This is a genomic window from Virgibacillus alimentarius (assembly GCF_000709085.1).
GTDB lineage: Bacteria > Bacillota > Bacilli > Bacillales > Amphibacillaceae > Virgibacillus_B > Virgibacillus_B alimentarius.
On sequence record NZ_JFBD01000053.1, the window covers coordinates 1 to 26,131 of the forward strand.

Sequence of the window (26,131 nt, forward strand, 5' to 3'; positions counted from 1 at the left end):
ACAGTATAGAACTGGCTAGTAAATATGACTATAAATGCTTTTTATCAAAAAAGAAATGCGTATGAGAAGAACGTTTCGATATCCTCCATATGTTTTTTTAGTATTAATAACCGTTTCTCATTCCAATAAAGTGAAGGTCATACAAACAACGCAGCAAATCGTCCAAATTCTATTAAAAAAAGTTCAACAAGATACAGTAATACTAGGTCCAACACCATCTCCAATTGCTAAGATCAAAGATAGATATCGCTATCAATGCATGATAAAATACAGAGATGAACCTAAACTACGTAAACTGATTAAAAAAATAATTGATTTATTTGCAGAAGATATTCGTAAAGAAGATTTACTCATTACAGTTGATATGCAGCCTTATCAACTTATGTAGAAAGGAAAGAGCAAAGATGAAAAAAGTCGTTTTCATGGGAACTCCGGATTTTTCAGTTCCTGTTTTACAAAAATTAGTTCAATCTCAGTACGAAGTTGTGCTAGTTGTGACACAACCTGACCGACCGAAAGGAAGAAAAAAAGTACTAACTGCGTCACCTGTTAAAATAGAAGCAGAAAAACATAAAATACCAGTGTTTCAACCTGAAAAACTAACAAATGAATATGAAAAAATCATGGAATATAACCCTGATTTAATTGTTACAGCAGCATATGGACAATTACTTCCGAAAGAATTATTAGAAGCGCCGAAGTATGGTTGTATCAATGTGCATGCATCCTATCTCCCCGAATTGCGTGGGGGAGCACCTATTCATTATGCTATTATCCAAGGAAAAAAGGAAACAGGAATTACAATTATGTACATGGCAGAAAAGTTGGATGCCGGAGACATTTTAATGCAAGAGTCTGTAGCAATTGAAGAAGATGATCATGTTGGTTCTTTACATGACAAGCTATCACATACAGGGGCAAATTTATTAATGAAAACATTGCCGCCATTATTTGCAAACGAAATTGTTCCGAAAAAGCAGGATGAGGAAAAAGCTACATTTGCTTCTAATATTAAACGAGAGCAAGAAAAAATCGATTGGAACAAGAGTAATCAGGAAGTATATAATCAAATACGCGGATTACATCCTTGGCCAGTAGCTTTTACAACGTATCAAAATAAAGTGATGAAAATTTGGTGGGGAGAAATGGACCATACAACATATAATGACGCTTCTCCGGGAGAAATTGTACGGATTAATGACGGAAAGGATTTTATTGTTGCTTGCGGTAATCAAAAAGGAGTCCGAATTACGGAAATTCAGCCAGCAGGTAAAAAACGGATGTCTGTAAGCGATTATTTGCTAGGGGCTAGCGATAGATTTAAACTAGATACTTTAATGGGGTCTTGATATGAAAAAATACCAGCTTAGAAATACAATCATTGATTTGCTTTTGCGAATAGAAAAAAATAAAAGTTTTAGTCATCTTCTTATTGATAACGAAATAAAGGCGCAGAAAATGGATTCCAAAGATGAAGGGCTTTTAACTGAAATTGTTTATGGAACGGTGCAACGAAAGCTAACGTTAGATTATTATTTACAAAACTTTATCAAGCCAAATCAAAAGATACAGTCATGGGTGAAAATACTTTTGAGGATGTCTCTTTATCAAATGATATATCTGGATCGTATACCAGATCATGCCATTATTCATGAAGCTGTAGAAATGGCAAAACAAAGAGGGCATAAAGGGACAGCTTCATTTGTAAATGGGGTTCTTCGGAATATACAACGAAAGGGGATTCCAAGAACCGATTCGATAGAAAATGATGTCAAGCGTCTGGCAGTTCAAACAAGCCATCCGGAATGGCTTATTGAAAGATGGCTACATCATTACGGGTATAAAGTGACGAAAGAAATGTGTAAAGCTAACTTAAATAAAAAGCCGTTGTCTATTCGTATTCAACCGATGAAAATTTCAAGAGAGGAAGCGATGCGTACTTTACAAGAGCTAGGATTTCAAGTAAGACCTTCTCTTTTTTCAGAGCAAGGTATTATCGTTGATCAAGGAAATATTTTGAAAACGGACTTATTTAAGAAAGGTTATGTTACTGTACAGGATCAGAGTTCTATGCTTGTATCAGAAATGCTAAAAGTACAACCATCTATGGATGTATTGGATACCTGTAGTGCACCAGGAGGAAAAGTAACTCATATTGCAGAGAAAATGCAAAATAGTGGAAGCGTTTATGCGTATGATCTTCACAAAAATAAAGTGAAATTAATCAATAAAAAAGCATCAGATCTCCATTTAACAAATATAAATGCACAACAGGCAGATGCAAGGAATTTACGAAATATCCATGCAGATGAATCTTTTGACCGAATTTTAGTTGATGCTCCTTGCTCAGGATTTGGTGTAATCCGTGGAAAACCGGATATAAAATATAATAAACAGGAAAAAGATGTCCATCAGCTAGCCGCAATTCAGGCTGATATTTTAGATCATGTTGCCCCATTGTTGAAAAAAGACGGTTTACTAATTTATAGTACGTGTACTGTGGATGTGGAAGAAAATGAAAATGTCGTTAAAAATTTTTTAGAAAAACATAAAGATTTTGAAGTAGATGCCTCTTTTATCGAAGATTTACCAAAAGATATAAAAAAATCTCCAGGAATTACAAAAACGGGAATTCAGTTGTTTCCTCATACATTCCAGACTGATGGTTTCTTTTTTGTTCGGTTAATCAGAAAGGGTTCATATTCCACTCTGAATGCAAAAAAGTAAAATACGAAGGTTAAAAAGTTTTTTTATAAGCAATATTGTATAATATATAACACGCGTTTCTCGAATTGCCAAAGGGGTGATTAAGAATGAAGGGAAAATTCCTGACTGATCGTGGTCAAATTAGAAGTCATAACGAGGATTCCGGTGGTACGTATGATAATCCCCATGGCCAATTTTTAGCTATTATTGCGGATGGAATGGGCGGACATAAAGCTGGCGATGTGGCGAGTCAAATGGCAACATCGATCATTCAAGAAAAATGGCAGAACATCAATTATTTTAATACGCCAGAGGATACGGAAAAATGGCTGGAAGAAACAATTCAGAAAATGAATAAAACGATTTATGAGAAAGCCCAATTAGATAAACAGTGTAAAGGCATGGGAACTACAATCGTTGTAAGTGTTTGTTCAAATGATTTCGTTACCATTGCTCATATTGGAGATAGCAGGTGCTACCTTTTTAATGAAGATGGTTTTGCCCAAATAACTGAAGACCATTCATTGGTAAATGAGCTTATTCGCTCCGGCCAAATATCCGAGCAAGATGCTGAAAACCATCCTCGGAAAAATGTACTTTTAAAAGCCTTAGGTACGGAAGAGTATATCGCTGCTGATATAAAGTCTTTTAGTTGGAATGTAGGAGATAAGTTATTATTATGTTCAGATGGTTTAACAAATAAGCTTTCAGATAATGAACTCGTAGAATTCCTCCAATTGAATCATGGTATAGAAGAAGTTGGGAATAAGATGATAGCACTAGCCAATGAACGAGGGGGAGAGGATAATATTTCTCTGATCATTGTCGACCATATTGCTTCAGAGGAAGTAGGTGGTGATGCATCATGTTAGAGGGTCACTTGTTAAATGAAAGATATTTAATTAAAGCGACAATCGGCGGCGGCGGGATGGCAAACGTCTACTTAGCAAGAGATAAGATTCTAGAAAGAGATGTAGCGATAAAAGTACTGCGGTTAGAATATGCAAATGATGTAGAATTCATAGCAAGATTTGACCGTGAAGCGCAATCAGCCACAAGTTTGTCCCACCCCAACATAGTAAACATATATGATGTTGGAGAAGAAAATCACATCTTATACATGGTAATGGAATATGTAGATGGAATGACATTAAAGGAATACATACAGCGCTATGGACCACTTGAGGTGCAAAGGGCACTAGATATTATGAAACAAATTACAGATGCGATCGCACATGCACATGCCAACGATATTGTACATCGTGACATAAAACCTCAAAATATATTAATTGATACATATGGACAAGTCAAAGTTACGGATTTCGGTATAGCTATCGCTTTAAGTGCAACGGCATTGACACAAACGAACTCTATATTAGGTTCCGTTCATTATTTATCTCCTGAGCAAGCGCGGGGAGGGATGGCCACAAAGAAGTCGGATATCTATTCGCTTGGTATTGTTTTATATGAATTATTAACTGGAAGATTGCCATTTTCGGGCGAAACGCCTGTATCTATCGCCCTAAAGCATTTACAAAATGATACACCATCCATCAGACGTTTTAATCAAAATGTACCACAAAGTGTTGAAAATATTGTGCTACAGGCAACGGCTAAAGATCCATTTCATCGATATGAAACGGTATATGAGATGGATGAGGCACTAGATACCGCATTAGACCCAAGCAAATTAAATGAAGCGATATATAAGCCTCCCAAGGAAGCTGGAGAAGAGACGAAGGCAATTCCTATTATTACCAATGATCAATTCCAAGAAAATAATAATGAAGAGACGATCATTCATCAAACAAACGGAAAAACCTTGAATATCAAAAAGGATCAGAAAGATGCAAAAGATAAAAAAGCATCAAAAAAGGCGAAAAAAAAGCCAAAGAGAAAAAAGCGTAGAACGTTTTTAACGATTTTAACGGTATTGTTTATTATCGGAATCGCGGCGTTTTTCATTATACCAACTCTGTTGCAACCGAAAGATGTAGCTATCCCAGATGTAACGGAAATGGAGTATGAAGAAGCAGCTCGGAAATTAGAGGAGCACAACTTAAATCCAGAACAGGAATTTATTCATTCCGATCAAATAGAAGAAGACCTTGTAGTTAAAACAAACCCCAAGGCAGGGCGTACAGTAAAAGAAGATTCCAACGTGGCCATCTATGTTAGTGATGGAAAGGAAAAAGTTGTTTTTAAAGATTATGTCGGACGAGATTTTAATCAAGTAAAGCGTTTACTGGAAGATAAAGGGTATGAAGATATTATCGCATATGAAAAACATTCAGATAAACCTGTCGGGGAGATAATAACACAAATTCAGCCATCCCCGGATAGTGAGGTAGTACCAGATGAAGCCAGTGTCATATTTGAAATTAGTAATGGTCCGGAACTAGTTACGCTTAGTAATCTGAAAGGAATGACCGAAAAAGAAGCGAAAGAGTATTTGGACAGTAAAAACTTAACCATGAATGTAAAAGAAGAGAACTCCGAAAGCATACCTGAAGGGGAGGTCATTCGCCAAAAACCTGAGACGGATACAGAGATAACAAAAGGTTCTACAGTAGATGTATATTTTTCACTTGGCCCGGATGAAAAGCCGCCCGTTTCTCATGAAGTAACATTTAATGTTCCTTATAATCCGAGTGAAGAGGAAGGTTCAGAAGATAAAGAGGAGCAAACCGTTGAAATTTTTATCGATGATATGAATCATGATATATCAGAGGTGTTTCAAAAAGAAAAAATTAAGAAAGATACGGATTTTACGATTACATTAACGATTAAAGAAGACGAGGATGCGGAATATAAAGTGATGCGAGATGGCGAAGTAGTTATTAACAAAACAGTAAGTTATGAAGAGGGTGAATAAATGACGGAAGGACAAATAATAAAAGCATTAAGCGGATTCTATTATGTAAGGGCAGAGGACACTGTTTACCGATGCAGAGGCCGGGGAGTTTTTCGCAAAAAAGGCATTCATCCACTTGTTGGAGACTATGTAAACTTTGATATAAATGATCCCAATGAGGGGTATATAACTGAAGTAAAACCACGTAAAAATGAACTAATGCGGCCTCCAGTAGCAAATATCGATCAAGCTATCATTGTTAGTTCGTCCGTAAAACCGGAATTCAACCCTTTATTGTTAGATCGGTTCCTAGTTTTAATAGAATATAAAAGCATCAAACCAATTATTTTTATTACTAAAGCCGACGCTGCTTCAACTGAAGAGAAGAAAATCTTAGAAAAGTATCAAAAAGAGTATAAACAAATTGGTTATCATGTGGAATGGTTCTCTACTAGAGATCCAAAAGAAATAACTTATTTATTTGATCTTTTTAAAAATAAAATATCAGTTGTAGCAGGCCAATCAGGAGTTGGCAAATCATCCTTATTAAATGCTTTAAACCCTTCTTTATTCATAAAAACAGATGACATCTCAGAAAGTTTAGGAAGAGGGAAGCATACAACAAGACATGTTGAATTAGTAGAAGTGGGGGATGGTCTGGTAGCAGATACACCTGGATTTAGCTCACTTGATTTTAATGAAATTAATATGCAGGACTTAGCTGACTGTTTTCCGGAAATGAGAAGCAGAAAAGGAAAGTGTAAATTTAGAGGATGTTTGCACGACCGGGAACCGAAATGTGCAATAAAGGAAGCTGTGGAGCTTGGAAAAATTAAAACCTATCGTTATGAGCATTACTTAAGTTTTTTAAATGAAATACAATCGAGAAAGCCGAGGTACTAAACAATGACAAAATTAGCCCCATCAATCTTATCAGCAGATTTTTCAAAACTTGGACAAGAGATAATAGATGTTGAAAAAGGAGGTGCTGATTTTATTCATGTAGATGTCATGGATGGTCACTTTGTTCCAAATATAACCATTGGGCCGTTAATTGTGGAGGCGATTAAACCTGTAACAGAATTGCCGCTTGATGTCCATTTAATGATTGAAAATCCTGATGAATATATTCAAATGTTTGCCGATGCAGGGGCATCGATCATAACGGTGCACCAAGAGGCTTGTGTACACCTACATCGAACAATTCAGTTAATCAAGCGTACAGGTGCAAAGGCAGGTGTTGTAATTAATCCTGCAACACCTGCAGAAATGATTAAAGATATTTTAAATGACATTGACTTAGTGTTAATTATGACAGTTAATCCAGGCTTTGGAGGGCAGTCATTTATTTATCAGACAATCGACAAAATTAAGCAAATCGCATCCTGGAGGGAAAAATTTAATTACTCTTATGATATTGAAGTAGATGGCGGAGTCAATACAAAAACTGCGAAATTATGTATCGATGCAGGTGCAGATATACTGGTAGCAGGAAGTGCAGTTTTTAATCGATCAGATCGTCATCAAGCAATGAAAGACATAATTAATGCAACGAAGTAATAGGATATATCGGAGTCTTTTACTTAAGCTTTATTCGTTCCATCAGAACCCACTTCTGAAAGGGTACGCTGCGGATTCAAACAAGCTTCTTTTAAATAATGGTACTTTTTCTAGCAATAAAGGCATATTATTACTAATAAAGAGTCGTTATGCAAATTTTTATGCGATTCCAATGTAAGTGTGTTTGAATTAGAGGAGGGCGAACTCATGAAATTTTATACTATTAAACTCCCAAGGTTTATTGGTGGAATGGTTCGAGGTGTTATTAGCGTTTTTAAAAAAGATAAATAATGTAAGTAAGCTTTTGTCAATAATATGGCAGAAGCTTTTTTTTACCTCGAAGAATCATGCAAAGGGAAAAGTCTTCTGTATAGATATATACGTTTATTCCATTTAAAAAGCACCTATGATAGCAATAGGTGCTTTAATTTCATATTATTATACACGTTTAACTTTACCCGATTTTAAGGCACGTGCGGAAACATAAACACGTTTAGGCTTGCCATCTACCATAATACGTACTTTTTGTACGTTAGCTTTCCAAGAACGTTTATTAGCATTCATTGCGTGAGAGCGTTGGTTTCCTGTGCGTGATTGACGTCCAGTAATAACACATTTTCTAGACATATTAATCCCTCCTACTCCAACATGTGTCATTTTAATACTAGTATAATTTATCATAACTAGAGAAAGAATGCAATTTATTTTTAGTTATAAAGGTGGTTATAAAAAATGTAAATATATTGACAGAACACAATAAATCAGCCATTGTTTATAATGGAAAAACAAAAAGGGAACATTACTTTTAAAATCGCAGTGTATGTAGTAATATATTTTTATAATTGGGTATTAAAGGAGGATACGAATGTCCATTGAACTTAATACAAATGATGGTCACGTGACGATTACCAATGAAGTGATCGCTACGATTGCCGGTGGGGCAGCTGTTGAATGTTATGGAATTGTTGGAATGGCATCTAAAAATCAAATTAGGGATGGAATCGCAGAGATATTACGAAAGGAAAATTATTCCCGTGGTGTAATTGTAAGGCAGGAAGAAAATCATCTCCATATTGATATGTATATTATTGTTAGTTATGGGACTAAAATATCTGAAGTAGCTCACAATGTTCAATCACAAGTTAAATATACACTAAGCCAGTCATTAGGATTATCAATCGACTCAGTTAATATTTATATTCAAGGAGTTCGTGTGGCAAAGGATTAACCTTTGCTTTTTTGTACTCTTTTGTACATACATTTAGAAAGGTTCATAATGGTAAGACTGGGGTAATATAACCAGACTTTTTCCAGCATAATGAAGGAGGAAATATAGTGAAGTTACAAGAGTTAGATGGCGTAACTTTTACACGGATGGTGCTCTCAGGAGCGAACCATTTAAAAAATAACGCCAAGAAAATAGATGCTTTAAACGTATTCCCTGTACCTGATGGTGATACAGGAACGAATATGAATTTATCGATGACTTCCGGAGCGAAGGAAGTAAAAAATGTGAATAGCGATCATGTGTCCGAGGTAGCTCAAGCCTTTTCTAAGGGATTGTTAATGGGGGCAAGAGGTAATTCAGGTGTTATATTATCACAGCTCTTTCGAGGATTCGCTAAAGGAATGGAACAAAAACAAACAGCTACTGCAATGGATTTAGCTAATGCTTTGGATAATGGTGTCAAAACGGCATATAAAGCAGTTATGAAACCTGTGGAAGGTACTATTTTAACAGTTGCAAAAGATGCTGCCAAAATTGCTGTTAATGAAGCAAAACAAGAAAAAGATATCCTTTTATTATTGGAGAAAGTAGTTTCCGAAGCAAAAACATCTTTAAAACGTACGCCGGATTTATTACCAGTTTTAAAGGAAGTAGGGGTAGTTGATTCTGGAGGGCAAGGTCTAGTAACAATTTATGAAGGATTCTTAGCTGTTTTAAAAGGGGAGGAGCTTCCAGAACAAGATGCTTCCGAAATTGATATCAGCGAAATGGTAAATGCAGAACATCATAAAATAGCGCAGGATTTTATGGATACCTCTGAAATTGAATATGGTTATTGTACCGAATTTATGGTAAAGTTTGAGGATGAAAAAATAAAGGAATACCCTTTTCATGAAGAAGAATTTAGAAACGAGCTAAGTAAGCATGGGGATTCATTGTTAGTTGTTTCTGACGATGATGTTGTTAAAGTACACATTCATTCCGAATATCCGGGATCAGTCTTAACACTAGGGCAACAATACGGAAGTTTAATTAATATGAAGATTGAAAATATGCGTGAGCAGCATACAGCAATTGTTGGTGGAAACGAGAATACTAAAGCAGAGAAAAAAGGGAAGTATGCAATCGTAACCGTTGCAATGGGAAATGGTTTAAAAAATCTTTTTGAGAGTCTTGGAGCTTCTGTCGTGATTGAGGGCGGTCAAACGATGAATCCAAGTACACAGGATATAGCGGATGCTATTAAAAAAGCTAACGCCAGTAATATTTTAATTTTACCTAATAACAAGAATATTATTATGGCTGCTGAGCAAGCCGCAGAATTAGCAGAAGAAAATGTACAAGTTGTTTCAACGAAAACAATTCCACAGGGGATAAGTGCAATTCTTGCTTTTCACCCTGAAGCGGATCTACTAACGAATAAAGAATCTATGAAGGAAGCGAGCAAACATGTGAAAAGCGGACAGGTTACCTATGCTATCCGTGATACACAGGTTGATGGAATTGCTATTGAAAAAGGAAATTTCATGGGGATCGCAGAAGGCAAAATTAAAGTAACACATAAAGATAAAACAGAGACTGTAAAGTTACTATTAAAAGAAATGATAACAGAAGATGATGAAATACTGACAATTTTGCAGGGTGATGATGTAAGCGATGAAGATAGAAAATCTCTAGTTGAACATATAGAAGATGTATATGAAGAAATAGAAATAGAGGTTCATCAAGGAAACCAGCCAATTTATTCCTATATATTTTCAGTAGAATAAAAAGAATGAAAATTCGAGGAGAACACGTTTTTCTCCACACTCTATATAAATTCATACGATAAAAAGGGGGAAGGGTACTTTCTTAAAGGTACTCTTTTTTTGCTGAAAAATCACTTTTGCATGAAAATATAGACTTTTCAAAAAATAATATTTTTATAAATGATAATTATATCTTTTTTTGTTATACTTAATTATAGAGAATACACGTTTATATAACATAGGGGGAGGCGCTCATATGAAATTTAATTCAGTATTTGACATCATTGGTCCAGTCATGATTGGTCCATCCAGTTCACATACTGCAGGTGCTGCAAGAATTGGAAAGGCGGCCCGTAACCTATTTGGTTTGGAGCTACATGGGCAAAGATTCACCTTTATGAATCCTTTGCGAAAACGTATAAAGGACACGGTACAGATTTCGCTTTGATCGGAGGATTATTAGGTTATGAAACGGATGATCCCCGGATGAGTAAATCATTGGATACCGCTAAAGAGAAAGGAATAAATATAGAATTTATTGAAGACCCGTCAGCTGTCGATCATCCTAATACCGCACGTCTTATTATTGGAAATGATACAGATACATTAGAACTTATCGGCATATCGATTGGAGGCGGAAAAGTAGAAATAACAGAATTAAATGGGTTTGCATTACGCTTATCCGGGAACCATCCAGCAATCTTAATTATGCATAATGATCGCTACGGTGCTATCGCCTCAGTTACCAAGATTTTAGCAAAGCATGAAATCAATATTGGTCATATGGAAGTAAATCGAAAAGACGTCGGAAAAGAAGCTTTAATGGTTATAGAAGTTGACCAAAATGTGGAAGACCCGATTCTGCGTGAGCTAGAAGATGCTCAACATATCAATCAAATAGCTAAAATTGTTAGCTAAACAAAAAGGAGTAAAATATAATATGTTTCGAACGGTAGCCGAATTAGTAGAGGCGGCGGAAAAAGACAACATCTTTATTTCAGAAGTAATGATTAGGCAAGAAATGGATGTTAAAGAAAAGACGCGTGAAGAAGTATTTAATGACATGGAAAAGAATTTAGATATTATGGAAAATGCAATAGAAGAAAGTTTGAAAGGTGTAAAGTCAGTAACTGGCTTAACAGGAGGCGATGCTGTATTAATTCAAAACTATCTGAATGAAAAAACACCATTGTCAGGTCATCTGCTTTTAGATGCTGTAAGCAAAGCGATGGGAACGAACGAAGTTAATGCTGCGATGGGAACAATTTGCGCTACACCTACTGCAGGAAGTGCGGGATGTGTACCTGGAACATTATTTGCTGTAAAAAACCAATTAAATCCTACACGTGAACAAATGGTACGTTATCTTTTTACAGCAGGTGCTTTTGGATTTGTTGTTGCAAACAACTCATTTATTTCCGGAGCTGCAGGTGGATGTCAGGCGGAAGTTGGGTCAGCAGGAGCGATGGCATCAGCAGCTATTGTGGAGATGGCAGGTGGAACACCCCAGCAATCGGCAGAGGCTTTTGCGATGACACTGAAAAATATGCTTGGTCTTGTCTGTGACCCAGTAGCAGGACTTGTAGAGGTCCCGTGCGTGAAAAGGAATGCAGGAGGATCCTCGTTAGCAATTGTTTCTGCTGACATGGCACTTGCTGGTGTCACAAGTAGAATACCATGCGATGAAGTAATAGGGGCCATGTACCGTATTGGTCAGACAATGCCTTCTACACTTCGTGAAACCGGTGAAGGGGGATTAGCTGATACTCCAACTGGCCGATTCTTGAAGGAAAAAATATTTGGAATGGATGTACAAAAAGCTGCTAAAGAATAATTTTTCACATGTCTACCAATCATGTATATATTAACTTTATTTATAGAAAGAGTGAGTTAAATTGCTAGCAGATCCCGTAACAAACCTAAAAGGGATAGGGGAAAAAATGGCCAGCGATTTAGCGGCTATGAAAATTAATACGATTGCAGATTTAATTTACTATTTGCCCTATCGTTATGACGTTCTTGAAATTAAACCACTTAATGAGTTAATTCACGAAGATAAAGTAACCATTGAAGGGAAGGTTGTTTATGAACCTTCCCTTACTTTTTATGGAAGGAAAAAATCAAGACTTTCCTTTACAGTGCAGGTAGAAAATGTAGCTATAAAGGCTGTGATGTTTAATCGAGCATTTGCAAAAAAACAAATTAATGCAGGTGACATGATTACATTAACTGGTAAATGGGATGCACATCGATTACAAATTACAGTAAATTCATATAAGAAAGGTTTAGCTGAAGAACAAACAAAAATTCAGCCAATCTACTCATTAAAAGGAAATATCACAAATAAAAAGTTGCAAAAACTCATTCAACGTACACTACTGACTTATGAAAATGAAATAAAGGAATTGTTGCCATCGAGTTATAGGAATGCATACAAACTTCCTTCTAAAAAGGAAGCGCTATGGGCGATGCACTTTCCGTCTAGCAGAATTGTTCTAAAGCACGCTCGAAGGAGATTTATATATGAAGAGTTTTTATTATTCCAACTTAAAATGCAATTGTTGCGTAAAATAAAAAGGGAGGAAACAAATGGAAATGCCCAGCACTATGACCCGTTGAAAATTCGAACCTTTATAACCCAGCTACCATTTTCATTAACAAAAGCTCAGAAAAAGTCATTAAACCAAATATTAGCTGACATGAAATCTCCTTTTAGAATGAATCGGCTATTACAAGGCGATGTAGGCTCTGGAAAAACAGCTGTAGCAGCAATCTGTCTCTATGGGGCAATAACTGCTGGTAAGCAAGGGGCTTTGATGGTACCTACGGAAATATTAGCAGAGCAGCATTTCCAATCTTTAACTGAACTGTTTGGAGATCAAGCTGAAATAGCATTACTGACAGGCTCAACGAAGGGAAAAAAACGAAGTGAAATCGTAAAAGCGATTGAAGACCATGAGGTACAAATTGTAATAGGAACACATGCATTAATTCAAGATGATGTTTATTTTAATGATTTGGGCTTTGTGATTGTGGATGAACAGCATCGATTTGGTGTAGAACAGCGTCGTACATTACGAGATAAAGGCCTGCACCCAGATGTCCTGTTTATGACTGCTACACCTATTCCACGTACTTTAGCAATAACTGCCTTCGGTGATATGGATGTATCTGTTATTGATGAATTGCCTACAGGAAGAAAAGAAGTAAAAACGTATTGGATTAAAGAAAATATGCTTGATCGTGTATTACGATTTATTGCAAAGCAAATTTTGTCTGGAGAGCAGGCATATATTATTTGTCCGCTTATTGAAGAGTCAGATAAGCTTGATATTCAAAATGCTGTTGATTTGTATCATCAATTAGAAGCATTTTATCCACCCGAGGTGAACATCGGGCTTCTTCATGGTAGACTGCCTGCAAATGAGAAAGAGCAAGTCATGAAGCAATTTGCTGAGAATGAAATTCAAATACTTGTTTCGACAACTGTTGTTGAAGTTGGGGTGAATGTTCCAAATGCTACCATTATGGTAATCTATGACGCAGAGAGATTTGGACTCTCCCAATTACACCAACTAAGAGGCAGAGTTGGAAGAGGAGATAAACAAAGCTATTGCATTTTAGTCGCTGATCCAAAAGGAGAAATAGGAAAAGAACGAATGCGTATTATGTCAGAAACAAATAATGGCTTTGATTTAGCAGAACAGGATTTAAAATTACGCGGCCCTGGAGACTTTTTTGGTAAGAAACAGAGTGGACTGCCAGAATTTAAAGTAGCAGATATGATTCATGATTATCGTGCGTTAGAAACTGCTCGAAATGACGCTCAGGAAATTATTGAAAATAATTTGCTTGAAGAAGATGATGATTATATTGATCTGAAAAATGATATAGAAGAGAACACTATTTTTACTGATAAACTTGATTAAAAAACATCACTTGCATAATTATAGTTGGTATTATATATTACTATTAGTACCAAGTAATAAAAAGGTGAAATAGCAGTTGATTGAACTAACCTTAAAGGATAAGCGGAGTGGATGGTGCCTGTCAGAATGAAAAGAACAAAGGCTGAACGTCAGCAATTATTAAAAGATACAATCGAACAAACACCTTTTATCACAGATGAAGCGCTAGCAAAAAAATTTAGTGTAAGTATCCAAACGATACGTCTTGATAGAATGGAACTTGCTATCCCTGAACTGCGCGAGAGAATTAAATCAGTTGCAACAGATCAATGGAATGAAACAGTTAAAGCTTTACCTTTAGAAGAAGTGATCGGAGAAATTATTGATTTGGAATTGGACAAGCGAGCGATATCAATTTTAGAAGTCAAGCCTGAGCATGTCTTCTCCAGAAATAAGATAGCTCGTGGACATCACTTATTTGCACAAGCCAACTCACTTGCTGTTGCAGTCATTAATGATGAATTAGCACTGACAGCAAAGTCTGAACTTAAATTCACACGTCAAGTAAAACAAGGGGAGCGTGTTGTAGCTAAAGCAACTGTAGAAGGAACAAGTGAGAAAGGCTTGACCGATGTTCGGGTAAATAGTTTTGTTGATAATGAAAAAGTTTTTACTGGTTTATTTTGTATGTATCGTTCAACCGAACAAAAAGGGGAAATTATAAATGAGAATAGCGATTGATGCTATGGGAGGCGACAATGCACCTAAAGAAATTGTAGCAGGTGCGATGCGTGCTATATCCCAAATGAAGGACTTACATATTACATTAATCGGTGATGAAAATAAAATAAAACCATATTTAATAAATGATAAAAATATAACTATTATTCATACAGATGAAGTAATCACAGGAGAAGATGAACCTGTACGGGCCGTACGCCGTAAAAAAAAATGCATCGCTTGTATTAATGGCAAAAGAGGTTAAGGAGAAAAGAGCCGATGCCTGTATTTCAGCGGGTAATACAGGAGCATTAATGAGTGCGGGACTATTTGGGGTTGGCAGAACACCTGGTATTGATCGGCCCGCATTAAGTCCAACCTTACCAACCATAGATGGAAAGGGATTTTTGCTGCTAGATGTTGGAGCAAACGTAGATGCAAAGGCTCATCATTTGATTCAATATGCGATCATGGGCTCCATTTATACGGAAAAAGTACGTTCCATTCCAAATCCGACAGTAGGGTTGTTAAATGTAGGAACAGAAGATGGAAAAGGAAATGATCTCACAAAAAAGGCATTTACTCAACTAAAAAATGCACCAATCCATTTTATTGGAAATGTAGAAGCAAGAGATTTATTAAGTGGAGCAGCAGACGTAGTTGTAACAGATGGATTTAGTGGAAATATAGCACTAAAAACCATTGAGGGGACAGCTATGACAGTGTTTTCCATGCTTAAAAAAACTTTTACGTCATCCGTGAAGACAAAAATAGCCGCAGGTTTAGCCAAAAAGGACTTAAAAGAACTGAGCGGTAAATTAGACTATTCAGAATACGGTGGGGCAGGTCTATTTGGACTAGCTGCTCCTGTTATTAAAGCACATGGATCGTCAAAAGGCCGAGCCATTTTTAATGCCATTAAACAAGCCTGCCACATGGTGGAGTATAATGTAACGGAAACTATTGAATCAACAGTTTTATCAATTGATTTGGATAAGGAGGGGTATTAATGAAACATATTGCTTTTATGTTCCCAGGTCAGGGATCACAAGCAGTTGGTATGGGGAAATTATTTTATGATGAATATCCTGAAGTTCAGAAGCTTTATGAACAAGCTAACAATGTTTTAAACAAAGATATTAGAGCGCTTATGTTTGAAGGACCAGAAGAATTGCTAACAGAGACAGAAAATGCGCAGCCAGCATTACTGTTAGCAAGTACGGCCATTCATACCTTACTTATGAAAGAGGGAATTAAACCAGCTATGACTGTGGGGCATAGCTTAGGTGAGTATAGTGCATTGGTTGCTTCAGGATCGATTACTTTAGATGCAGCTTTACCTCTTGTAGCTACCAGGGGTAAATTAATGGAAGAAGCTTTTCCAAAAGGACAAGGATCAATGGCTGCGGTTCTGGGCTTAGGGGAGGAAGATATCAAATCAGCACTCAAAAAATTAGCTACTGATGAAGTTGTCGATATTGCTAATTTGAACTGCCCTGGGCAAATTGTTATATCGGGTACAAAAGAAGGATTAGAACAAGCGGGAAAAATTTTAAAAGAAAACGGTGCAAAGCGTGTTTTACCTTTAAATGTAAGCGGACCATTCCATTCCAGGTTAATGAAATCAGCCAATGAAGAATTTGGAACATATTTAAAAAACACTGTAGTTGATGATGCTAACATACCTGTGTATGCCAATGTATCTGCTGCACCAGTTACGAAAAGCAGCGAAATAAAGGAGCTATTAATTAAACAATTATACTCTCCTGTACGCTTTGAAGATTCAATCCGTCATATGATTAAAGCAGGTGTAGATGCTTTTGTTGAGGTAGGTAATGGGAAAGTTTTGAGTGGGTTAGTTAGAAAAATTGATCGTAAAATGCCAACTTTTTCAATTCAGGATCCGGGATCAATGAAAAAGTTTATTGATTGGTATAAGGAGGAAGATTCCTAATGTTAAAGGGGAAAAATGCTTTAGTTACTGGCTCTTCTCGTGGGATTGGCAGGGCAATTGCCCTAGAATTAGCCAAGCAAGGAGCGAATGTAGCTGTAAACTATGCAGGAAGTGAAGATAAAGCTCAAGCTGTTGTAGAAGAAATAGAAAATATGGGCGTGAAATCTTTTAAAGTGAAAGCGAATGTGGCTGATGAATCAGATGTGAAGAAGATGGTGAAGGAAGTAATCGGGCAATTTGGTACGATGGATATATTGGTAAACAATGCGGGAGTTACCAAAGATAATTTATTAATGCGTATGAAACCGGAAGAATTTGATCAGGTTATTAATATTAACCTAAAAGGTGTTTTCTTATGTACGAAAGCAGTAACGAGACAAATGATGAAACAAAAAGCTGGAAAAATTATTAATGTTTCATCTATTGTTGGTGTCAGCGGAAACCCTGGACAAGCAAATTATGTCGCAGCCAAAGCAGGTGTTATTGGATTAACTAAATCCACAGCTAAAGAATTAGCTTCGCGCAACATTCATGTGAATGCGGTGGCTCCAGGTTTTATTTCAACAGATATGACGGATGAACTCACTAAAGAACAAAAGGAAAGCATGCTATCCATGATACCACTTGCTAAATTAGGTTCAGCAGAAGATGTTGCTAAAACTGTTCGCTTTTTAGCTTCTGATGATGCTAATTATATTACAGGTCAAACCATTCATATAGATGGCGGAATGGTTATGTGATGGAATTCTCACCTGAACTATCTATAATAGGATTAATTCATTCGGGTGTGGAAATAATAGATGAAATATTTTATACTACCTAAAAGGAGGTGAAATAGGATGGCAGAAGTTTTTGATCGTGTAAAAAAGATTATTGTAGAACAACTTGATGTCGAAGAAGAAAAAGTAACAATGGAAGCATCATTTAAAGATGATCTTGAAGCTGACTCATTAGATGTTGTAGAACTAGTTATGGAATTAGAAGATGAGTTTGATATGGAAATTGCTGATGAAGAAGCGGAAAAAATAAACACTGTTGGTGATGCTGTGAATTACATAGACAGTACTCAATCTTAATGATAATAGAAAAGTCTCGCATAATGCGAGGCTTTCCTATATAATGTTGTTCAAAAAAGGGTGCATAGAATGAATGTTATACAAATAGAAAAGCAGCTTGATATCGTCTTTCATGATCGAGTATTATTAAAACAAGCATTTACACATTCATCCTATGTGAATGAGCATCGGGAGGATACATTTTCGGATAATGAACGGCTTGAATTTTTGGGAGACGCTGTATTGGAATTAAGTGTTTCGCAATACTTATATAAAAAACATATTCATATGCCTGAAGGTGAAATGACAAAATTAAGAGCATCCATTGTTTGTGAAGCCTCATTGGCAAATTTTGCCCGAGATTTACAATTTGGAGAGCATATTTTGCTGGGCAAAGGAGAGGAACAAACCGGAGGACGTGACCGGTCCGCCCTTCTTGCAGACGTGTTCGAGTCTTTCCTCGGAGCATTATATATTGATCAAGGATTTGGGCAGGTATTAAAATTCATGGATGAGCATGTTTTTCCGAAAATTACGACTGGTGCTTTTTCGCATGCGATGGATTATAAAAGTCAACTGCAGGAATTGGTCCAACAATACAAAAATCAAAGGATAGATTATCTCATTATCGATGAAAAAGGGCCTTCCCACGATAAAGAATTTATTGCGCAAGTGAAAATAAACGAAAAATCCTATGAAGTAGGCATTGGTAGGACAAAGAAAGAGGCTGAGCAGCGAGCGGCTAAAAATGCATTAGATACATTTAGTGAATAAAAATAAGCTAGCGATGGTGACATCCTCTGGGGATAAATTCACTAGCTTACTTGGGGAGGTAGCTATAAAAATACCATCCCCTTTTTTATTGACATATTATTAATTTTTTCGAACAGCCCGCAACTCCTCAACAAAAGCTTGTGATTCTGAAACACTTAGCTGTCCTTTTTGTTTAACCACATCGTACATAAATTTAAGATCCTCATATTTGTTTAAATCATAGTCATCAGGATCCATTATAGCACGATTCGCGATCGTTAAATGATCGGCCAATTCGTTTAAGATGAACTTTAAATTATCTTTTGACGGTTTGTCTAAATCCATATGCACACCTCTGATTTCACGATAGCATAAATCAATTATTACGTATAAGACTAATGCCATTTATGCTAGCTTCTATTGTTCCTATCTTTATGATAAAATAAATGCGGTAAAAATCCAAGTAATTTTTGACTATTTAGAATTGGTTTATTTAATTCTTTCAAGTAGGAGAAATGGTAATGTATTTAAAACGGTTAGAAAGTGTGGGCTTTAAATCTTTTGCTGAACGAATTTCTGTTCATTTTGTTCCAGGTGTTACAGCAGTCGTAGGCCCAAATGGAAGTGGGAAAAGTAATATAACCGATGCCGTTCGCTGGGTATTGGGTGAGCAGTCGGCGAAATCGATACGTGGCTCCAAAATGGAAGATATTATATTCCAAGGTAGTGAAACAAGAAATGCTTTAAATATAGCAGAGGTTACATTATTGCTTGATAACAGTGATCATAAGCTACCTCTTGACTATGAAGAAGTGAGTGTTACACGCCGGGTGTATCGATCTGGCGAAAGTGAGTTCTATATAAACAAACAAGCCTGCCGATTAAAAGATATCGTCGATTTATTTATGGATTCCGGTCTTGGCAGAGAGGCGTTTTCAATTATCAGTCAAGGTAAGGTAGAAGAAATTCTTAGTTCAAAGTCGGAAGAACGCCGCATTATTTTTGAAGAAGCTGCAGGGGTTTTGAAATATAAACAGCGTAAAAAGAAAGCCGAGTATAAATTATCAGAAACCCAGGAAAATTTAAATCGAATTGAAGATATTATTTATGAAATAGAACAGCAAATTGGTCCATTATATGAACAAGCACAATCAGCAAAAGAATATAAAAAGCTAAAAGAGAGATTAAAACAAGAAGAAATAGCACTACTTATTACAGAAATAGAACAACTTTATGAAAGATGGCAAAATCTATTAGCTGAATTGGAAAAGGATAAAGAGTCGGAAATCGAGAAGAAAACGATGATTCAACAACACGAGGCAAGTCTGGAAAAGAAACGACAGGATATACAATACTTAGATAATAGGATCGAAGCGTTACAGACTTCTCTTTTAACAATTACGCAAAAATTAGAGCAATATGAAGGAAAGAAACAAGTATTTAATGAGCAGCTAAAACACTTTTCTGAGAACAAAGAAAAACTCATTTTGCAAAAAAATGAAACCACAACTCTCATCGAAAAACGTAAACAATTACTTTCACAAGAGAAAAATAAATTAGATATGTTACAAATGGAAAGAAACAAGGCAAAAGAACAACTGAATCAATTAAAAAATAAATTAACTGTGCAAAAAGAGAATATTTCCGAACAAATAGAAGAACTAAAGTCAGATTACATTGAATACCTCAATGAACAAGCAGCAAAACGAAATGAAAAACAATCAATACAACAACAATTACAACAAATAAAAAGGAAAAAAGATCAGCAAACAAAAAAATTTCAAGACTTTATACCATTAAGAGAAAGCCTAACAGAACAACAGAAAGAAGTAGAACTTTTGTTTTCTAAAACAGAAAACAAGTGCCTTGAAAATGAAGCAACCATTCAACAATTGAAAAAAGAACTAGAAATTGAACGAAATTCATTTCAAGAGTCACAAAAAAAGCTATATAAAGGCTATCAATATATTGAAAAGCTAAAATCAAAAAAAGAAATGCTTGAAGAAATGAAAACTGAGTTTCAAGGCTTTTATCAGGGCGTTAAAGCAATTCTTAAGGCGCGTGACAGGAGAACTTTAAAAAATATCCATGGCGCTGTTATTGAGCTAATTGATGTACCAAAAACCTATATAACAGCAATTGAAACAATATTAGGCGGACAAACGCAATATATTGTAGTTAATGATGATCAAGCTGCACGTGAAGCCATTTCGTGGTTAAAGAAAACAAAAAATGGCCGAGCGACCTTTTTGCCATTAAGATCTGTGCAACCAAGATTTTTAAAAAAAGAAGCATTACAGACTGTTGAAAATCATCCTGGTTTTATAGGGATTGCTGCCCATATGATTAGAACGAATGAAAGTTATCAGCCAGTTGTAAATCATTTGATGGGGAACGTAGTGGTCGCTAAAACACTGCAAGATGCAAATGCAATTGCAAAAAGGCTCATGCGTAGATACCGGATTGTTACCCTGGAAGGGGATGTTGTTAATCCTGGCGGCTCAATGTCAGGCGGTACACGTGCAAAAACGAATCAATCTTTATTTACGAGAGAGAATGACTTACAGGAAACCATTCACAAATTAAAAGAATTTCAAAAGAAAATAAAAGACTTCGAAAAGGATATAGAAAAACAAAAGCAGGAAATAAATGATAAGGAACAAGTGCTTAAGCAAACAGAAAAAATACTCGATACGAATAGGGAGAAACTACAGGATATCCGGACTCAAAGTAGTGAATTACAATTAAAACTTGCTTCATTAAATGATAGTTTAGCGTTATATGATCAAGATAAAAAGCAATTTGATAAGGATCGTGAGGATTTAGAAATACGAGATGAAAGACTTACTAAAGACTTAAGTGAAATAACACATCGAATTAATCAAGTGCAAGAACAAATTAATATGCTTACTGACCAAAAAGCGGATTTTAAGGAGAACCAAGAACAGTTAAAGCAAGAATATCATCAAGTGCAAATATCCTTAGCAGAACAGGAAGAGCGTGTTAAAAATCAGCGTGAAAAAACAAGCACAGTGCGCAAACAATTGAGTGAATCAGAAGAGCAATTTGGAAAATATGAATCTGATTTAAAAAAGTTGTTATCCTTGGAAGAAATGAAGGAAACGGAAGAAGAGATTGATATGATGATTCAATCCAAAAAAGAGGAAAAAGAAAAAACAACAAATCAGATTCAACAAATACGCTCAGAACGGCTAGAACGAACGCAACTCATACAAGATCAGGAGAGAGAATTAAAAGAAGAGAGTAAAATCCATGAGAAAATCATGGAAGTGATTCAACAAAACGAGGTAAAATCTAATCGCTTGGATGTTGAATTGGAAAACCGTTTATCCCATTTGCAATCAGAGTATACAATAACTTATGAGAGAGCAAAACAAAAATATGAAAAAGCATTGGATACAGATAAGTCAAAAAACAATGTAAGAAAACTTAAACATTCTATCGAACGGCTGGGAACTGTAAACCTTGGGGCAATTGAAGAGTATGAGCGTATCTCAGAACGTTATACTTTCTTAGAAGAACAAAGGGAAGATTTAGTAGATGCGAAAGAAACATTGTATGCTGTGATTGGAGAAATGGATGAAGAAATGCAAAGACTCTTCGGAGAAACGTTTACACAAATTCAAGTTGAATTTTCAATTGTATTTCAGGAGTTATTTGGCGGTGGTTCTGCAGAGTTAAAATTAACAGATCCTAATAATCTGCTTGATACTGGGGTCGATATCGTTGCTCAGCCTCCGGGAAAAAAACTGAAACACCTTGGCTTATTGTCGGGGGGAGAAAGAGCACTGACAGCAATAGCGCTGTTATTTGCTATTCTCCGTGTTAGACCAGTACCTTTTTGTATACTAGATGAAGTGGAAGCTGCATTAGATGAAGCAAATGTCGTACGATTTGGAAAATATATAAAGATGTACAGTGGACATACACAATTTATTGTTATTACACATCGTAAAGGTACAATGGAAGAAGCGGATGTTTTATATGGGGTTACCATGCAGGAATCAGGCGTATCCCGATTAGTTTCGGTCAAGCTGGAAGATACGGACAAATTAGTGAAAGCCTGATAATAGATAAAGAATACTGATATTAATAAAGAAGGGAAAGACAGAATATGAGTTTCATGAAAAAATTAAAAGATAAATTTAAACAAAATAAAGAAGAAGAAAAGGTAACAAAAAAGTATAAAGAGGGGATGGAAAAGACAAGAACGTCATTTTCCAGCAAAATTAATAATTTACTTGCTCGATATCGAAGCGTAGACGAAGATTTCTTTGAGGAACTTGAGGACATACTTATATCTGCTGATGTGGGCGTTACGACCGTTATGGATTTAATTGATGAATTAAAAATGGAAGTAAAACGACAAAATATTAAAGAAACCGATAAAATGAAGGAAGTTATTTCTGAAAAATTAGTGGAAATTTATTATGGTGAAGATAGCGATCAAATTGAATCAATGAATATCCAAAACGATGAATTAACCATTATTCTCGTTGTTGGTGTAAACGGGGTAGGGAAAACTACTTCTATTGGAAAAATGGCATATCAGTTTAAACAAGAAGGGAAACGTGTTGTCTTAGCAGCAGGCGACACCTTTCGTGCCGGGGCTATTGAACAATTGGAAGAATGGGGGAAACGCGCAGAAGTTGACGTTATTAAGCAAAGTGCAGGGAGTGATCCGGCGGCAGTTATTTTTGATGGTATTAAAGCTGCAAAATCCCGTAAAGCCGACGTATTGATTTGTGATACAGCAGGCAGATTACAGAATAAAGTAAATTTAATGAATGAACTTTCCAAAGTTAATCGAGTTATTGAGCGGGAAGTACCAGGTGCACCGCATGAAGTGTTGCTTGTCCTAGATGCTACAACTGGACAAAATGCATTAAGTCAAGCAAAGACATTTTCAGAAGCTACCAATGTTTCAGGAATCGTATTAACAAAGCTTGACGGAACTGCTAAAGGTGGAATTGTTTTGGCTATCCGCCATGAATTAAACATACCTGTAAAATATGTAGGTCTTGGGGAACAAGTAGGAGATTTACAGGAATTCGATGCTCATGCATTTGTTTACGGGCTATTTGCTGATATGTTACAGGAATAAAATTGTATAGACATTGAATAAAAAATGTAAATATGTTAGTGGTAAAAATAAAAACAGACTTGCAATAATTATAGTCTTTCGTTATCATTAACTGTAAAGGTGTTTCACTTAACAAGGGGTGGTTATTTGCTTGAAAAAACAACATATATTAATTACCTGTTTGATTTCTATCAGACACTACTAACCCCGAAACAACGGAATTACATGGAAATGTATTATTTAGAGGATTATTCTTTAGGTGAAATAAGTGATATAACTAAGGTTTCAAGGCAAGCTGTGTATGATAATCTGAAACGAACAGAAACGATGCTTGTATCCTATGAAAAGAAGCTGAACTTATATGAAAAATTTCAACAACGGATGGCAATTCTAGATAAGCTGGAAAAAGCCGTTTACGAAACAAAAAGCAATAAGCTTATAAAAATGATTCATGCATTAAAAGAATTAGATTAGGGGGATACCTTCTATGGCATTTGAAGGATTAGCCGACCGTTTACAAAGTACAATAAAAAAGATTACTGGTAAAGGGAAGGTTTCCGAACAAGACGTTAAAGAAATGACACGAGAAGTTCGCCTTGCCTTGCTGGAGGCGGATGTTAATTTTAAAGTAGTAAAAAACTTAATAAACCGTATAAAAGAACGTGCTGTAGGCCAGGAGGTTATGGAAAGCTTAACTCCCGGTCAACAAGTAATCAAAGTAGTACAAGACGAGCTAACGGCATTAATGGGGGGAGAGCAAAGTAAAATAGCTGTTGCTGACCGGCCTCCGACTGTCATTATGATGACCGGCTTGCAAGGTGCAGGTAAAACAACTACTACTGGTAAATTAGCAAATCATTTACGGAAGAAACATAATCGTTCACCCCTTTTGGTTGCTTGTGATGTTTATCGGCCTGCAGCAGTAAACCAATTAGAAACGCTTGGAGAGCAGCTAAATATGCCTGTTTTCTCCATGGGTACAAAGGCTAACCCTGTTGAAATTGCTACGAAGGCAATTGAACAAGCTAAAGCAGAACATAACGATTATGTTATTATCGATACAGCAGGGCGACTTCATGTAGACAATGAGCTAATGGAAGAATTGGAAGAAATTAAATCTTCCGTCAAACCTGATGAAATATTTTTAGTTGTGGATGCAATGACAGGACAGGATGCTGTTAATGTTGCCGAAAGTTTTAATGAACAACTTGATTTATCGGGTGTAATCCTTACGAAGCTGGACGGGGATACGCGCGGTGGAGCTGCTCTTTCGATTAAGGCAGTGACAGATAAACCTATTAAATTTGCCGGAATGGGTGAAAAACTGGATCAGTTAGAAGCATTTCATCCAGAAAGAATGGCTTCTAGAATTCTAGGAATGGGTGATGTGTTAACACTAATCGAAAAAGCTCAGACAAATGTTGATGAAAAGCAAGCTAAAGAATTGGAAGAAAAAATGCGAACCATGTCCTTTACTTTCGATGATTTCTTAGAGCAAATGGGACAAGTAAAGAATATGGGGCCCTTAGATGATTTAATGGCTATGATTCCGGGTGCTAACAAAATGAAAGGATTGAAGAATGCAAAACTGGATGAGAAACAAATCGTACATGTTGAAGCAATTATTCAATCGATGACGAAGAAAGAACGGCAAGACCCAAGTCTTATGAACGCAAGCCGTAAAAAACGCATAGCTAAAGGTTCAGGGACATCGGTTTCTCAAGTAAATCGCCTATTAAAACAATTTGATGAAATGAAGAAAATGATGAAACAAATGACCAATATGCAAAAAGGAAAAAAAGGAAAAGGAATGAAATTTCCTTTTATGTAACAAGAATAATGTATAAACCTACTTAACGTTTTATGAAATATCATGTAATGGGAAAACACTTTACAGACAAAAGAGTTTCTGTTAAAATCTACACTTGTGAAAACATTTTATTTGGAGGTGCAAACAATGGCTGTTAAAATTCGCTTAAAACGTATGGGATCAAAAAGAAACCCATTTTATCGTATCGTTGTAGCTGATTCTCGTTCACCACGTGATGGTCGTTCTATTGAGCAAATCGGAACATACAACCCTGTGGTAAAGCCAGTTGAAGTTAAAATAGATGAAGAAAAAGCACTTAACTGGATGACTAACGGAGCTAAACCAAGTGATACTGTTCGCAATCTATTTTCAAAAGAAGGCATCATGAAAAAATTCCACGATCAGAAAAACCAATAGTAAAGTAGTGTGATCTCATGAAAGCCCTAATTGAATCAATTGTAAAACCACTTGTCGATCACCCGGAAGATGTTCATGTGAGGGAAAAAGAAGAAGATACGAAAGTCGTCTATCATCTTACTGTACATCAGAATGATGTTGGAAAGGTGATCGGCAAAAATGGACGTATTGCCAAAGCAATCCGCACAGTTGTTTATGCAGCTAAGTCTGATTCAACAAAACGCATTTATTTAGACATTATGTAAAAAAGGAAAGGGTACCCTTTCCTTTTTTACAATTATTTATAATCTCTGTACATGTACCTGTTAAATATT

Annotated in this window: 25 protein-coding genes and 2 pseudogenes; 25 read left to right on the forward strand and 2 right to left on the reverse strand. The window is 36.1% G+C overall.

The window, feature by feature from the left end:
- The first annotated feature begins 61 nt into the window (after nt 1–61).
- The 8 genes from GZ63_RS0109345 to spoVM all read left to right on the forward strand — a co-directional run bounded on the left by GZ63_RS0109345 (nt 62) and on the right by spoVM (nt 7,411).
- The gene (locus GZ63_RS0109345) at nt 62–388 is read left to right on the forward strand and encodes a hypothetical protein (protein WP_156947714.1); all 327 of its coding nucleotides are present in this window, start codon (nt 62–64) and stop codon (nt 386–388) included.
- Between the two features lie 16 nt (nt 389–404).
- Nucleotides 405–1,349: a methionyl-tRNA formyltransferase gene (gene fmt, locus GZ63_RS0109350; RefSeq protein ID WP_029268903.1), complete on the forward strand. Its 945-nt coding sequence runs from the start codon at nt 405–407 to the stop codon at nt 1,347–1,349.
- Nucleotide 1,350: 1 nt separating this feature from the next.
- Nucleotides 1,351–2,727 carry a 16S rRNA (cytosine(967)-C(5))-methyltransferase RsmB gene (rsmB, locus tag GZ63_RS0109355; RefSeq protein ID WP_029268905.1) on the forward strand — a complete coding sequence of 459 codons (1,377 nt, stop codon included), beginning with the start codon at nt 1,351–1,353 and terminating at the stop codon, nt 2,725–2,727.
- A gap of 86 nt (nt 2,728–2,813) precedes the next feature.
- Entirely contained in the window at nt 2,814–3,578 is a 765-nt protein-coding gene (locus GZ63_RS0109360) for a Stp1/IreP family PP2C-type Ser/Thr phosphatase (RefSeq protein ID WP_029268907.1), read from the forward strand.
- Nucleotides 3,572–5,581, forward strand: coding sequence for a Stk1 family PASTA domain-containing Ser/Thr kinase (gene pknB / locus GZ63_RS0109365; protein WP_029268908.1), 2,010 nt, complete (start codon nt 3,572–3,574; stop codon nt 5,579–5,581). Before GZ63_RS0109360 ends, pknB begins: the two co-directional genes overlap by 7 nt.
- Entirely contained in the window at nt 5,582–6,463 is an 882-nt protein-coding gene (gene rsgA / locus GZ63_RS0109370) for a ribosome small subunit-dependent GTPase A (RefSeq protein WP_029268910.1), read from the forward strand.
- A 3-nt stretch (nt 6,464–6,466) separates the two neighbouring features.
- A complete protein-coding gene (rpe, locus tag GZ63_RS0109375) occupies nt 6,467–7,120 on the forward strand; it encodes a ribulose-phosphate 3-epimerase (RefSeq protein WP_029268912.1) in 654 nt (217 codons plus the stop codon).
- 207 nt (nt 7,121–7,327) lie between these two features.
- Nucleotides 7,328–7,411 carry a stage V sporulation protein SpoVM gene (spoVM, locus tag GZ63_RS16585; RefSeq protein ID WP_038221134.1) on the forward strand — a complete coding sequence of 28 codons (84 nt, stop codon included), beginning with the start codon at nt 7,328–7,330 and terminating at the stop codon, nt 7,409–7,411.
- Between the two features lie 147 nt (nt 7,412–7,558).
- On the opposite strand, the gene rpmB is transcribed toward spoVM, so the two are convergent.
- Nucleotides 7,559–7,747, reverse strand: coding sequence for a 50S ribosomal protein L28 (rpmB, locus tag GZ63_RS0109385; RefSeq protein ID WP_029268914.1), 189 nt, complete (start codon nt 7,745–7,747; stop codon nt 7,559–7,561).
- A 238-nt stretch (nt 7,748–7,985) separates the two neighbouring features.
- Here rpmB and GZ63_RS0109390 point away from each other — a divergent pair, with 238 nt between their 5' ends.
- The 11 genes and pseudogenes from GZ63_RS0109390 (at nt 7,986) to rnc (ending at nt 18,507) form a co-directional block, all read left to right on the forward strand.
- Nucleotides 7,986–8,348 carry an Asp23/Gls24 family envelope stress response protein gene (locus GZ63_RS0109390; RefSeq protein WP_029268916.1) on the forward strand — a complete coding sequence of 121 codons (363 nt, stop codon included), beginning with the start codon at nt 7,986–7,988 and terminating at the stop codon, nt 8,346–8,348.
- A 107-nt stretch (nt 8,349–8,455) separates the two neighbouring features.
- A complete protein-coding gene (locus GZ63_RS0109395) occupies nt 8,456–10,117 on the forward strand; it encodes a DAK2 domain-containing protein (RefSeq protein ID WP_029268918.1) in 1,662 nt (553 codons plus the stop codon).
- Nucleotides 10,118–10,352: 235 nt separating this feature from the next.
- Nucleotides 10,353–11,014: pseudogene (sdaAB, locus tag GZ63_RS16590) on the forward strand (L-serine ammonia-lyase, iron-sulfur-dependent subunit beta).
- 22 nt (nt 11,015–11,036) lie between these two features.
- On the forward strand, nt 11,037–11,930 hold the full coding sequence (sdaAA, locus tag GZ63_RS0109405) for an L-serine ammonia-lyase, iron-sulfur-dependent, subunit alpha (protein WP_029268920.1): 894 nt from the start codon (nt 11,037–11,039) through the stop codon (nt 11,928–11,930).
- 61 nt (nt 11,931–11,991) lie between these two features.
- Nucleotides 11,992–14,025, forward strand: coding sequence for an ATP-dependent DNA helicase RecG (gene recG / locus GZ63_RS0109410; RefSeq protein ID WP_029268922.1), 2,034 nt, complete (start codon nt 11,992–11,994; stop codon nt 14,023–14,025).
- A gap of 126 nt (nt 14,026–14,151) precedes the next feature.
- A complete protein-coding gene (gene fapR, locus GZ63_RS0109415; protein ID WP_029268925.1) occupies nt 14,152–14,745 on the forward strand; it encodes a transcription factor FapR in 594 nt (197 codons plus the stop codon).
- Nucleotides 14,729–15,734: pseudogene (gene plsX, locus GZ63_RS16595) on the forward strand (phosphate acyltransferase PlsX). The gene fapR and the pseudogene plsX overlap by 17 nt, the downstream one beginning before the upstream one ends.
- Nucleotides 15,734–16,678: an ACP S-malonyltransferase gene (gene fabD, locus GZ63_RS0109425; RefSeq protein ID WP_029268927.1), complete on the forward strand. Its 945-nt coding sequence runs from the start codon at nt 15,734–15,736 to the stop codon at nt 16,676–16,678. The pseudogene plsX and the gene fabD overlap by 1 nt, the downstream one beginning before the upstream one ends.
- Nucleotides 16,678–17,418, forward strand: a complete 741-nt coding sequence (gene fabG, locus GZ63_RS0109430) for a 3-oxoacyl-[acyl-carrier-protein] reductase (protein WP_029268928.1) — start codon at nt 16,678–16,680, stop codon at nt 17,416–17,418. Before fabD ends, fabG begins: the two co-directional genes overlap by 1 nt.
- Before the next feature lie 99 nt (nt 17,419–17,517).
- On the forward strand, nt 17,518–17,754 hold the full coding sequence (gene acpP, locus GZ63_RS0109435) for an acyl carrier protein (protein WP_029268930.1): 237 nt from the start codon (nt 17,518–17,520) through the stop codon (nt 17,752–17,754).
- A 69-nt stretch (nt 17,755–17,823) separates the two neighbouring features.
- Entirely contained in the window at nt 17,824–18,507 is a 684-nt protein-coding gene (gene rnc, locus GZ63_RS0109440) for a ribonuclease III (protein ID WP_029268932.1), read from the forward strand.
- A gap of 99 nt (nt 18,508–18,606) precedes the next feature.
- Here rnc and GZ63_RS0109445 read toward each other — a convergent pair whose 3' ends face one another.
- Nucleotides 18,607–18,831 (reverse strand): DUF1128 domain-containing protein, encoded by a 225-nt coding sequence (locus tag GZ63_RS0109445; protein ID WP_029268934.1) that lies wholly within the window; start codon nt 18,829–18,831, stop codon nt 18,607–18,609.
- 176 nt (nt 18,832–19,007) lie between these two features.
- On the opposite strand from GZ63_RS0109445, the gene smc reads away from it, so the two are divergent.
- The 6 genes from smc to GZ63_RS0109475 all read left to right on the forward strand — a co-directional run bounded on the left by smc (nt 19,008) and on the right by GZ63_RS0109475 (nt 26,062).
- Nucleotides 19,008–22,574 (forward strand): chromosome segregation protein SMC, encoded by a 3,567-nt coding sequence (gene smc, locus GZ63_RS0109450; RefSeq protein WP_029268936.1) that lies wholly within the window; start codon nt 19,008–19,010, stop codon nt 22,572–22,574.
- Nucleotides 22,575–22,621: 47 nt separating this feature from the next.
- On the forward strand, nt 22,622–23,611 hold the full coding sequence (gene ftsY / locus GZ63_RS0109455; RefSeq protein WP_029268937.1) for a signal recognition particle-docking protein FtsY: 990 nt from the start codon (nt 22,622–22,624) through the stop codon (nt 23,609–23,611).
- 126 nt (nt 23,612–23,737) lie between these two features.
- Nucleotides 23,738–24,064: a putative DNA-binding protein gene (locus GZ63_RS0109460; RefSeq protein WP_029268939.1), complete on the forward strand. Its 327-nt coding sequence runs from the start codon at nt 23,738–23,740 to the stop codon at nt 24,062–24,064.
- Between the two features lie 13 nt (nt 24,065–24,077).
- Entirely contained in the window at nt 24,078–25,421 is a 1,344-nt protein-coding gene (gene ffh, locus GZ63_RS0109465) for a signal recognition particle protein (protein ID WP_029268941.1), read from the forward strand.
- A gap of 126 nt (nt 25,422–25,547) precedes the next feature.
- A complete protein-coding gene (rpsP, locus tag GZ63_RS0109470) occupies nt 25,548–25,817 on the forward strand; it encodes a 30S ribosomal protein S16 (protein WP_029268942.1) in 270 nt (89 codons plus the stop codon).
- 17 nt (nt 25,818–25,834) lie between these two features.
- Nucleotides 25,835–26,062 carry a KH domain-containing protein gene (locus GZ63_RS0109475; protein ID WP_029268944.1) on the forward strand — a complete coding sequence of 76 codons (228 nt, stop codon included), beginning with the start codon at nt 25,835–25,837 and terminating at the stop codon, nt 26,060–26,062.
- Nucleotides 26,063–26,131 lie beyond the last annotated feature (69 nt).